We start from the raw sequence: 11,951 nt of genomic DNA, 5'->3' as shown, positions 1-11,951 counted from the left end.
TGGTGGTAATAAGTGAGCACGCCGTGCACTTCGGCGCGCGACAGGTTCAGCGCCTTCGCGAGCGGCGCGATGCAGCCCGGCGGCACGTAACCCGCATCGTCCTGGATCGCGTGCAGGATCGCCACGAGCGAGCGGCCGCAACTGACGTGCCGTTCAATCAACGCATCGAGATGGACCATGATCTTCTCCTGCGGAGCAGGCCTCGGAAAAACTTCGCTTACCTATCGGACACCGCGATCCATACGCGATCGCGCTTTCGGCCGCTGGACCCAACGGTTATGCCGCCTAGACGTATAGCCGCTGAAGGCCGCGTAGGGTTGCGTCACGTTTTCTGTCTCCGTCTGTTGATTTATTCGCTTGCTCAACACAAGCTCTGCCCTACCCGTTGCCCTATCCGGGCAACACACTCACTCAAGCGCATCCGGAGATCGACATGCACGATGTAAAACATGGTGCTCGATACCATCCATTAATAAAAGTTAATAATATTTATCGTGTCGGTTAGATATCCTTTATACGTTCGAATACCGCAATGGCGAAATCGTCTTGCACTTCATCGGTGGCCCCCCTGGGGCGACGTGCCGACGGAGCAGTCCGCTACAGAGCGTCACACTCTCGCAATCCGCAACATGTTAGTGCTGCCCGGCTCGCCAAAGGGCATGCCGGCAACGATAGCCACCTGATCGCCGGAACTGGCCAAGCCCTGTCCCATAGCGATGCCGCACGCGGCACTCACGATCTCGTCGACGGTTTCGACGTCAGGGCTGACCGTGGAGTGCACGCCCCACGCCAACGCAAGCCGCCGCGCCGTCGACAGCTTCGGCGTGATGCTCAGAATCGGGGCGCTCGGGCGCTGCCGAGCAGCCCGCAGGCTGGTGTGCCCGGAAGTCGTATAGGTAACCGTGGCAACCGCGGAGATTGTCTGCGCGACATCCCGAAGGGCCGCACAGATCGCGTCCCCGGGCGTATGCAGAGGAAGTTCGTGCTGTGCGTCGAGCAGGCTCCGATAAAGGGGATCACGCTCCACCTCCTGGATGATCCGGTCCATTATCTCGACGGCCTCGACGGGATAACCGCCGCTGGCCGATTCCGCGGACAGCATGACGGCATCCGCGCCGTCGTAGATCGCCGTCGCAACGTCAGATGCCTCGGCACGCGTGGGTACCGGCGCAGATATCATCGATTCGAGCATCTGCGTCGCTATGATCACGGGCTTGCCACGACTGCGGCATGAGCGAAGAATGCGCTTCTGCACACCGGGCACGCGCTCCGGGGGAAGCTCGACGCCGAGGTCGCCGCGCGCGACCATCACGGCATCAGCCGCGCTCACGATCTCGTCGAGCCGATCCAGCGCAGCGGGCTTCTCGAGCTTGACCATGAGTCCCGCACGCTCGCCGATGAGCGCACGCGCATCGATCAGGTCTTCCGGCTGCTGCACGAACGACAGCGCAATCCAGTCGGCGCCGAGCGACAACGCAAATTCCAGATCGACCCGGTCTTTCCGGGTCAGCACGGGAATCGGCAATAGGGTGTCGGGCACGTTCACGCCCTTGCGATCCGACAAGACGCCGCCGTGTGTCACGCACGTGCTGATACACTCGCCGTCGTTGTCGATCACTTCCAGTCGCAGTTTGCCGTCGTCGAGAAGAAGCGACTGTCCCGCCGCAACCACTTCGAACAGTTCAGGATGAGGCAAGTGAACGCGGCCGACGTCACCGTGGGCCGGGTTGCGATCGAGCGCGAAGCGGCTGCCCGCTGCAAGCGTAACCTTGCCGGCAGCGAACGTGCCAACGCGCAGTTTCGGCCCTTGCATATCGGCCAGCACCGAAATGGGTCTGCCCGTCGCACGCTCGACCTCACGCACGAGCTCATGGCGTCGCCGATGATCCTCGTGCGAGCCGTGGCTGAAATTCAGGCGGAACACATCCACGCCGGCCCGAAACAGCTTCGTAACCGTTTGCAGATCGGAAGTTGCGGGGCCCAGCGTGGCAACAATCTTGGCTTTACGACTACGGAGCATGATCGATCACTCGTATGAAATGAATGGTTGGCAACACATCTGGCGGCGCACCCAACCGGCCACGCCGCGCCCCCGGGACTCAGCGACAACGGAGCGCCATTGCCATCGCGCTGCCGCTCAAGCATCCAGTTGCTTGAGCAGCGCGTCGACGCTTCCTTTCGCGTCGCCGAACAGCATCCGTGTGTTTTCCTTATAGAACAGCGGGTTTTCCACGCCGGCATAGCCGGTGGCCATGCTGCGCTTGGACACGATCACCGTGCGAGCCTTCCACACTTCAAGCACCGGCATTCCGGCAATCGGGCTGGTCGGATCCTCGAGTGCGCCGGGATTGACGATGTCGTTCGCACCGATCACGAGCGCTACGTCCGCACCAGCAAAATCGTCATTGATTTCATCCATCTCGAGCACGATGTCATACGGCACCTTCGCTTCAGCCAACAGCACGTTCATGTGCCCCGGCAGCCGGCCGGCGACAGGATGAATGCCGAAGCGCACACGCACGCCTGACGCCTGCAGCTTGCGCGTGATTTCGCTGATCGTCGCTTGCGCCTGCGCGACAGCCATGCCGTAGCCGGGCACGATGATGACGTCCGACGCGTCGCGCAGCATGGCGCCGACTTCGTCGACGCTCGCCGACACAATCTCCCCCTCGACTTGCGCCACGCCAGCGCCGCTCGATGCGCCGAACCCGCCAAGAACGACGGACAAGAAGCTGCGGTTCATCGCACGGCACATGATGTAGCTCAGAATCGCGCCACTTGACCCGACGAGCGCCCCCGTCGTAATCAGCAGATCGTTGTCGAGCATGAATCCCGTGGCCGCGGCGGCCCATCCCGAGTAGCTGTTCAGCATCGAGACGACGACGGGCATGTCCGCCCCGCCAATTGCCATCACCAGATGCACGCCAAGCGCCATGGCGAAAACTATCATCGTCAAGAGTGCGAATAGTCTGGCGTCACCCGAAGACGCGCTCAAGAAGCGGTAGCCGAGCACGACACAAAGCGCAACGACGACGATATTGAGCAAGTGACGCCCCGGCAAGACAAGCGGCTTGCCGCCAATCGTGCCCTGCAGCTTCAGACAAGCGACGATCGAGCCCGCGAATGTCACCATCCCGATCAACGCGCCGAGATAGATCTCGCACTCATGGATCGTGCGTTGCACGCTATCGAGTCCCGCGACGGGCGCCAGATAGCTGTTCACGGCCGTGATCACGGCCGCGAGCCCCACGAAGCTGTGCAGGATCGCGACTAGCTGAGGCATCTGCGTCATCTCCACACGCCGGGCGAGCAGCGCACCGAGTGCCGCGCCCGCCGCGGATGAGACGAGCACGATCTCGAGACTGACAGCCGGTGCGATCAAGAGCGTCGCCGCTACCGCGATCAACATGCCGAACATGCCGTATAGATTGCCGCGGCGCGCCGTGAGCGGATGACTGAGTCCGCGCAAGCTCAGGACGAACAGCGTACTCGCTCCGAGATACGCAACGCTGCCGATTCCGTTCAACATTTCATTCTCCCGATTGATCATGCTGGAACATTTTCAGCATTCGCTGCGTGACGAGAAATCCGCCTGCGATGTTAATCGACGCCATAAAGAGCGCAACGCCGCCAAGCGTCGTAACGAGCGGCTTTGAGATTCCAAGCTGGAGCAACGCGCCGATGACGATGATGCCGCTGATCGCGTTCGTCACGCTCATCAACGGCGTGTGCAGCGCGGGCGTGACATTCCAGACCACCTGGTACCCGACGAACACGGCCAGCACGAAGACGGTCAGATGCGCAACGAACGGTGGAGGCGCGACGGCGCCCAACGCAAGCAATGCGATGGCAGCGACGACGACGAGCGCAAATTTGCCCACGCCGGGCCTGCGGTTCGAATCCTCGCGTCCGCGCGCCTTCTCCTGATTCGCGGCCTGCTTCGACGGCTGCGGCACATGTGCCGCAATCGCGGGCTGCTTCGGCGCGGGTGGCGGCCACGTGATCGCCCCACGGTTGACAACGGTCACGCCGCGCATGACATCGTCATCGATGTTGATTTGCAGAACACCGTCTTTCCCGGGCGTGAGATCGGTCAGCAGATGACGGATGTTGGTTGCATAGAGCTGGCTCGACTGGGTCGCCATGCGGCTCGGCAGATCGGTGTAGCCGATAATCGTCACGCCACCCGCCGAAACCACTTCGCCAGGTCTTGTCAGTTCGCAGTTTCCGCCCTGCTCGGACGCCATGTCGACGATCACGCTGCCGGAGCGCATCGAAGCCACCATCTCGGCCGTAATGAGCTTCGGTGCCGGCTTGCCGGGAATCAGCGCCGTCGTCACGATGATGTCGATTTCCTTCGCCTGCTCGGCAAAGAGCAACATTTCCGCTTCGATGTAGCGCGCACTCATTTGCTTCGCGTAGCCGCCGCTGCCGCTGCCTTCCTCCTCGATATCGACCGTGAGGAATTCCGCGCCCATGCTTTTCACCTGCTCCTCGACGTCGGGTCGCGTATCAAACGCACGCACGATAGCGCCAAGCCCTCGCGCGGTGCCGATTGCGGCGAGTCCTGCGACGCCCGCACCGATCACCATCACTTTCGCCGGCGGCATCTTTCCGGCCGCGGTGATCTGTCCGGTAAACAAGCGCCCGAAGTGATTTGCGGCCTCGATGACGGCGCGATAGCCGGCCATGTTCGCCATCGAGCTCAGCGCATCGAGCTTTTGCGCGCGCGAGATGCGCGGTACGCAATCGATCGCCAGCACGTTCGTGCCACGAGCGGCGAGCTGCTCGAGCAAGGCGGGATTCTGTGCTGGCCAGATGAAGCCGATTAGCGTGGCGCCCGGTTTGACGAGCGTCGCCTCATCGACGGCAAGCGCAGGATGAAACTCGGGCGGACGCACTTTGATCACGACATCGGCGCCAGCCCATAACGCGCGCGAATCGGCGACAATCTGCGCGCCTGCCGCACGATAGGCGTCGTCATCGAACGACGCGGCGGCACCCGCGCCTGCCTCGACGTTCACGGCATACCCGAGCTTGATCAATTGGCCGACCGATTGAGGCGTCGCCGCGACGCGGCGTTCCCCTGCATGCACCTCGCGCGGCACTGCAATCGTTGTTGCCATCTCATCCTCTCGCGGAAAGGACATTCGAGAGCGAGCCGATCTCATCGATCGACACCGTCACGGTCGAGCCGTCCTTGATGGACCCGACGCCTAACGACGTTCCACATGCGATGACGTCGCCGGGCATGAGCGTCATGTCATGCGAAAGCATGCTGACCTGCTGGGCCGGCGAAAATATCATGTCGTCGAGGCGATAGTTCTGCCGCTCGGTATCGTCGACGTGCGTCGTCACCCTCGCAGCGCGCCAGTCGAAGTCGCATCGAATCGTGGGTCCGATGCAACTGAACGTGTCGAAGCCTTTCGCGCGACACCATTGCGCGAAGTTGGGATCCTCGTTCAAGAGTTCGATCGCCGTGACGTCGTTGATGCACGTGTAGCCGAAGATGTATTGCTCGGCCTCTTCGACGGACACGTTGCTACAGCGCGTTCCTATCACGATCCCGAGTTCGCCCTCGTAAGCAACCTTGCCGTGATAATTGGCAGGGCGTCTAATCTGCTCGCCGGGCCCGATCACGGACATCGGTGGCTTGATAAGAAAGAGCGGATGAGTTGGCGGCGCCTTGTCGAGCTTTGCGGCGAGTGCGTAGAAGTTATTCCACAATGCGATGACCTTGCTCGGAATGCACGGGCTCAACCGCGTGACGTCATCCAATGGGTGGCACGCACCGGTCGGTTCGGCATCGCCGAACATGTCGCCTCGATACTCGGCGACGCAGTCGTCTTCGAGCAAGCCGAAGCCGACGCTTCCGTTCGCCGCCTGAAAGCGTATCCACGATGTCATCGGGGTCTCCTGGATGTATGAATCATTGATTGAGAATGGAATTCGCATACAGCGGGTTCGAGCCCTGCAAAGGCGATGACCACTCCGCATACGGTCATTTCGCGCCAGGCACCCGAAAATGCTCAACGTCTTCGGGCGTGAACCCGAGCGCTATCACGACCTCGTCGGTATGCCCGGCGAGCAGCGCTTCGCGGAGTGGGGCCGAGTTCTGCAGGCCAGCGGGTGAGGCTCAAACATTGCCCGCGCCGGTCCGTTCTACCGTGATCACATTCACGCCGAACCAGGGCAGATGCTGCGCGCAATACGCGCCGGACAGCACATGTACGAAATCGATGGTGCGCACACTATTCAATGTCTCGATCACTTCCTGCCTCCCCACCTTGTTTGTCTGCATCATGGCCGCGTCCGCTCCGGCGCGCCGTCCTGTCATGTGGGTCAGCCTCCTTGATTCGGCCGCCTCAATTTGATATGCACTGCTATGTATTTTACGAATACTGACTCGTGAGAAAAGATCGTAGCGACTAGGACGAAGAGTTGCCCAATCGCACGAGTGCGACTGCAACGCGCCGCGCGGCGGCAAGTGCCGCGGCCTCGCTCTCGAACACGGCGTCGTCGTCGACGCGCCGATACGGCAGCGGGCTCATCTGCGTCCCGCCTTCGTCTTCGGCGCCGCGGACCGCCGCATACGCGGTCCATCCGCCGTTCTCGATGAGCTGCATCGCAAACAATTCGAACCGATATGTTCCCAGGAACTCTACATGCATCGCACGTCCCCTTCTTTCGCTTGATCTCTCGTCGGTCGCCGCGCCGCGCGTGCTCCACTGCAGCACGCGGCATCGGCCCCCGACGCGAGCCTCCGGTTCGGTAAGCCTCTTGCGTAAGCTCCGCACGTCCTGAAAGCGGCTTGTTTGTCGCGAATCAATTCGCCGGCGCCTGCGATGTCGCCCGCCGCGAAGTCAAGCGGCGGGCGGGCGGACGATCAGACCGTCTTCGTCTCGCGCATCTGGAAGATCTGCTCCTTGCTATAGCCGAGGCCGAGCAGGATATCCTCCGTATGCTCGCCGAGTAGCGGCGACGACGTGATTTCCGGCTTCAGATCGGAGAACTTGATCGGACTGCCGACCGTCAGGTACTTGCCGCGCACCGGATGATCGACCTCGACAATCGAGCCGCTCTTGCGCAGCGACTCGTCCGCGGCGAGCTCCTTCATACTGAGCACGGGCGAGCACGGAATGTCGAACTTTCGCAGGATATCGACGGCCTCGAACTTGGTCTTGTTCGCGAGCCAGTCCTCGATCGTCTTGAAGATGTCGAAGATGTGCGGCTGGCGTGCGCGTGGAGTGTTGTACGCGGGATCGTCGATCCACTCCGGCTTGCCGATCGCGCGACAGATCGGCTCCCATGCATGGTCCTGCACGGTGAAGTAGATATAGGCGTTCGGATCACTCTCCCAACCCTTGCACTTGAGCACCCAGCCCGGCTGGCCGCCTCCGCCCGCGTTGCCGCCGCGCGGCACGACATCGCTGAACGTGCCGTGCGGGTACTGCGGATACTCCTCCAGATGGCCGACGCGGTCGAGGCGCTGCTGATCGCGCAGCTTCACACGGCAGAGGTTCAGCACCGCATCCTGCATCGACACGGCAACCTTCTGGCCCCTACCCGTCTTGTCGCGGCCGATCAACGCAGTCAGGATGCCGATCGCGAGGTGCATGCCGGTGTTGCTGTCGCCGAGGGCGGCCGCGCTCACGGTCGGCGGACCGTCCCAGAAACCCGTCGTCGATGCGGCGCCGCCCGCGCACTGCGCGACGTTCTCGTAGACCTTCAGGTCCGAGTAGTGGTGCCCGTCGCTGAAGCCCTTGACCGACGCAACAATCATCTTCGGGTTCAGCTCACTGATGCGCTCCCACGAGAAACCCATTCTGTCGAGCGCGCCGGGGCCGAAGTTCTCGACGAGCACGTCCGACTCGCGGATCAGCTTTTCGAGTACCTCCTTGCCCTCCTGCGTTTTCGTGTTGAGGCTCAGCGAGCGCTTGTTACTGTTGAGCATCGTGAAGTACAGCGCGTCGGCTTCCGGAATGTCGCGCAACTGATTGCGCGTCACGTCGCCCGAGCCAGGGCGTTCGACCTTGATCACATCGGCGCCGAACCAGGCCAGAAGCTGCGTGCACGCCGGGCCCGCCTGCACGTGCGTGAAATCGATGATCTTGATGCCGTCGAGGGGATTGCTCACGTCTTTTCTCCTGATAGGTTACCCGGATGGATTACTTCTTCATCGCCGCGCTTTGGGGATTGAGATTCGTCAGGCGGCCGCTTTCAGTGCCGGCTGCTTCGTCAATGACCGCATTGACAAGGGTCGGCTTGCCCGATCGGATCGCCTCCGTCACTGCCTTTTCGAGCTCCTCCGGCGTCGTGACGTGATGGCCGATGCCACCGAAGGCCTCCATCATCTTGTCGTAGCGCGCACCCTTGACGAACACCGTCGGCGCGACGTCGGCGCCCCCCGACGGGTTAACGTCCGTGCCGCGATAGACGCCGTTATTGTTGAAGATGACTGTACAGACGGGCAGGTTATAGCGGCAGATCGTCTCGATCTCCATGCCGCAGAAGCCGAACGCGCTATCGCCCTCGATCGCGAGCACCGGCTTGCCGGTCTCGACCGCCGCGGCGACCGCAAAACCCATGCCGATACCCATGATTCCCCACGTCCCGCAATCGAGACGCTTGCGTGGTTCGTACATGTCGATCACGGCGCGGCCGTAGTCGAGCGTGTTCGCGCCTTCGTTGACGACCGTCATCGACGGGTTCGCCTTCACGATGTCGCGCAACACTCGCAGCGCACTGTGGAAGCTCATCGGCGACGGGTTCTTCGCGAGCGTCTCTGCCATCTTCGCGAGGTTCTTGTTCCTTCGCCCGGCGACAGCCTCGAGCCATTCATCGCTCGGTTTCGGAAAGCCGGTCGCGACACCGTCGAGGAGCGCCTTCACGCATGAGTGGATATCCCCGACGACGGGGGCCGCGATCTGTACGTTGCTGTCCATCTCGGTCGGCGAGATGTCGATCTGCACGATTTGCTTCGGCGTGCCGCCCCAGGTTTTGCCCTTGCCGTGAGCGAGCAGCCAGTTGAGGCGCGCGCCGATGAGTAGCACTGTGTCGCACTCGGCGAGCACATACGAGCGCGCGGCAGCGGCCGACTGCGGATGCGTGTCGGGCAGCAGGCCCTTCGCCATCGACATCGGCAGGAACGGAATACCCGTTTTCTCGACGAGTGCGCGGATTTCGCCGTCGGCGCGCGAATATGCCGCCCCCTTGCCGAGCAGGATGAGCGGACGCTTTGCGCGCTTCAGCACTTCGAGCGCACGCTGCACCGAATCCGGTGCGGGCAGCTGGCGTGGCGCCGCGTCGATCACACGCACCAGCGAGCGGCGCGCCTTCTCGGTTTCCATCGCCTGCGACAGCAGCTTGGCCGGCAGATCGAGATAGACACCGCCGGGGCGGCCCGACACCGCCGCGCGGATCGCGCGCGCGATCCCGATGCCGATGTCCTCCACGTGCAGCACACGGAACGCCGCCTTCGCGTGCGGCTTCGCGATGTTGAGCTGATCCATCTCCTCATAGTCGCCCTGCTGCAAATCGACGATCTCGCGTTCGCTCGAGCCACTGATGAGAATCATCGGGAAACAGTTCGTCGTCGCATTGGCCAGCGCCGTAAGGCCGTTGAGGAAGCCGGGGGCCGAGACGGTCAGGCACACCCCGGGCTTCTGCGTCAGGTAACCCGCGGCCGCAGCGGCGTGGCCTGCGTTCTGCTCATGACGAAAGCTGATCACGCGCAGGCCTTCGGCCTGCGCGAGCCGTGCGAGATCGGTGATCGGAATGCCTGGCAAACCGTAGATCGTCTCGATGTCGTTCATCCTCAACGCGTCGATGATGAGATGGAATCCATCGGTCATCGATGCGGCTTCTTGTGCCGGGCGGGTTTCCACTGGAATGGTCCCAACGACTTCTGCCATGTCATGTCTCCTGGGGGCAAATGGTGGCGCTTCTGGTATATGGTATATCACATATTGAATGTGTCAACAGATATTTTTGGCCGGGTTTGGGGAGCCCACGCGGGAGTCCCGCCGCGCGGGTCGCGTCGCTGTTGCGGAGCCAGTTCAGGGAGGGCTTCGATGTGGTGCATGTGGACGAGAGATATCGGATGCGTCCCGCAGTCGCTCTGCCCCATCCCCCTTCGGCAGATCGCAGTTGGTACGCGATTTTGCGTTTTATATATCGTATATTGCATATCAGAAAGATTCGTGGAAGGACCGTGCTGTAGGTGCATGTGGACCGGACAGCGCAGCCACGAACACGGCGCAACTGTTCAGCCTGTCCGCGTTGGGCAGTTCGGAGCCAGGCCTTCCATTCCCGTTCCATGCAAACTGCCCGCTCTCGAACCGCGGGGGCAGGCGTCATGGCGCCGGGGATGATTGCCGCCATGACGCCAGTGAGGACGTGGTTGTCGGGGAACGCGGCGCCCTGCTCGCCGAATCCGAAGTTCGACAATCGCGCCGACCACGAAAACGTGGCTTGCGCATCGTGTCGGTGAGCGCATCGGGATGCACGAGCACCACTTGGCCGTTGATCTTGTCGCACCAGCCCGCGTAGTGGGCGAGCGTGCCGATGGCGGCGGGCACGTCCGGCGATTGGCGGCTGCAAGGGGCTTGCCTGCGTCGAGACGCTCGAGCGCTACGATTGCACCCCGGCACTTGCGCAAAAATTCGGAAAATCGCATCAGGATGAGTCCATGCTCCGCAGTGCGTATGCCGCTCCGCAGTTCCAGCGCGACGATCTCAATCGGTTCTTCCGTGGCGGTATTGAGCATGCCAGAGTATTCGCCCGTGCCGGGCGCTCGCCGCGTTCCGTCGATAAGGAGGTCATGTCGTCTGAGATCGCATCAGTGTCCATCGCATACACATTGCGAATGGCGCTATCGTTCATCTCGAACCGTTGGCAAAACCGCGCCTGTCCGCGCTTACGACGCTCGCATCAATGCGTCGTCATCGGGGGACGAGCGGCATCGGTTCGTCTGCTGCTTCCCGTCGTATCGGGTTGCGGGTGCCGCGTTGCGTCTGGCGCGCGCCGCCGCGCGGGTCCCGAGAATTCCCGTCGGCAAGCAGCGTCCACACAGCGTCGGCATTGGGACGCAGCGAGCGGTGGCGGCGGCGCACGAGCATGGTCGTCACCGATACTTCCGGCACGAGCGGACGTGCAACGAGCGACGACGGCAGAGTCGACGCACGTGTGTCGATGGGCAGCACACCGATGCCGAGGCCCAGTTCGATCATGCGCAATGCGGTGGCGACATGCGCGCACTCGTTGGTGCGTTGCGTGCCGACGCGATACGTATTGAGCGTGCGTTCCGTCACATTGCGCGTGCCGGCTTCTGCGTTGAGCGTGACGAGCGGCGTGTCGCGCAACGCGTCCCAGCACAGCGCGGCACCGGATGTGAGCGGATGCGCATGCGGCAATACGGCACAAAGCGGCGTCGAGGCCAGCGCTTGCGCATGAAAGGCGTCGGTGCCTGCGAAGTTTGCATCGCACAGGACACCGAAATCGACTGCGTCCTGCTCGACAGAGGCGGGTACCGCGTGTTGCAGCTGTTCCTTCGCGGTGACGATCAGACCTGGGAAAGCCGCAGCGCAACGCGTAAGCCACTCGGGCAACCGGCCCGACGAGAGCATGGAATCGCACGCGAAGACGACGAACCCCGTGGGTTCTTCACGTGCGGCTTGCACGTCGCGCAGCGTCATTTCGAATTCTTCGATCAGACAGCCGATGCGTCGTTCGAGCCGGGAGCCCGCCGTCGTCAGCTCTACCTGACGCGTGGTGCGATCGAAGAGGCGCAGTGCGATAGCCTCTTCAAGTTCGCGCACGCGCCGGCTAGCGGCCGACTGCGTCAAATCGAACTCGCGTGCCGCGCGAGTGAAACTCCGCTGGCGCGCGACGGCGATGAACACCTTCAGTTGCTGCAGCGTTACGTTCATGTGTTCAGATCCCGGCGCGCT

General features: G+C 62.4%; 10 protein-coding genes and 1 pseudogene. All 11 read right to left on the bottom strand.

Annotated elements, in window-relative coordinates:
* On the bottom strand, window positions 1-179 hold a 179-nt coding region (locus DIE22_RS18165; protein ID WP_185640641.1), incomplete at its 3' end, for an NAD(P)H-dependent oxidoreductase subunit E.
* Between the two features lie 428 nt (window positions 180-607).
* Window positions 608-2,020: a pyruvate kinase gene (gene pyk, locus DIE22_RS18160; RefSeq protein ID WP_124501251.1), complete on the bottom strand. Its 1,413-nt coding sequence runs from the start codon at window positions 2,018-2,020 to the stop codon at window positions 608-610.
* Between the two features lie 117 nt (window positions 2,021-2,137).
* Window positions 2,138-3,529: an NAD(P)(+) transhydrogenase (Re/Si-specific) subunit beta gene (locus DIE22_RS18155; RefSeq protein ID WP_124605715.1), complete on the bottom strand. Its 1,392-nt coding sequence runs from the start codon at window positions 3,527-3,529 to the stop codon at window positions 2,138-2,140.
* A gap of 1 nt (window position 3,530) precedes the next feature.
* On the bottom strand, window positions 3,531-5,126 hold the full coding sequence (locus tag DIE22_RS18150) for a Re/Si-specific NAD(P)(+) transhydrogenase subunit alpha (protein ID WP_124605714.1): 1,596 nt from the start codon (window positions 5,124-5,126) through the stop codon (window positions 3,531-3,533).
* Window position 5,127: 1 nt separating this feature from the next.
* Window positions 5,128-5,907, bottom strand: a complete 780-nt coding sequence (locus DIE22_RS18145) for a fumarylacetoacetate hydrolase family protein (protein ID WP_124501254.1) — start codon at window positions 5,905-5,907, stop codon at window positions 5,128-5,130.
* Between the two features lie 229 nt (window positions 5,908-6,136).
* Complete coding sequence (locus tag DIE22_RS37995; RefSeq protein WP_124501255.1) at window positions 6,137-6,337, bottom strand: hypothetical protein; 201 nt, start codon at window positions 6,335-6,337, stop codon at window positions 6,137-6,139.
* 91 nt (window positions 6,338-6,428) lie between these two features.
* A complete protein-coding gene (locus DIE22_RS18140; RefSeq protein WP_260426709.1) occupies window positions 6,429-6,626 on the bottom strand; it encodes a hypothetical protein in 198 nt (65 codons plus the stop codon).
* Between the two features lie 260 nt (window positions 6,627-6,886).
* Entirely contained in the window at window positions 6,887-8,137 is a 1,251-nt protein-coding gene (gene frc / locus DIE22_RS18135) for a formyl-CoA transferase (RefSeq protein WP_124501256.1), read from the bottom strand.
* Between the two features lie 31 nt (window positions 8,138-8,168).
* Window positions 8,169-9,914: an oxalyl-CoA decarboxylase gene (oxc, locus tag DIE22_RS18130; RefSeq protein WP_124605712.1), complete on the bottom strand. Its 1,746-nt coding sequence runs from the start codon at window positions 9,912-9,914 to the stop codon at window positions 8,169-8,171.
* A 530-nt stretch (window positions 9,915-10,444) separates the two neighbouring features.
* Window positions 10,445-10,813 (bottom strand): annotated as a pseudogene (locus DIE22_RS38855) (aldehyde dehydrogenase family protein); the annotation flags it as partial.
* Window positions 10,814-10,943: 130 nt separating this feature from the next.
* Window positions 10,944-11,930 carry a LysR family transcriptional regulator gene (locus DIE22_RS18120; RefSeq protein ID WP_260426708.1) on the bottom strand — a complete coding sequence of 329 codons (987 nt, stop codon included), beginning with the start codon at window positions 11,928-11,930 and terminating at the stop codon, window positions 10,944-10,946.
* Window positions 11,931-11,951: the final 21 nt, after the last annotated feature.

The organism is Burkholderia sp. Bp9142, from assembly GCF_003853415.1.
Lineage (GTDB): Bacteria > Pseudomonadota > Gammaproteobacteria > Burkholderiales > Burkholderiaceae > Burkholderia.
This window is presented reverse-complemented; position numbering and strand designations above follow the sequence as displayed.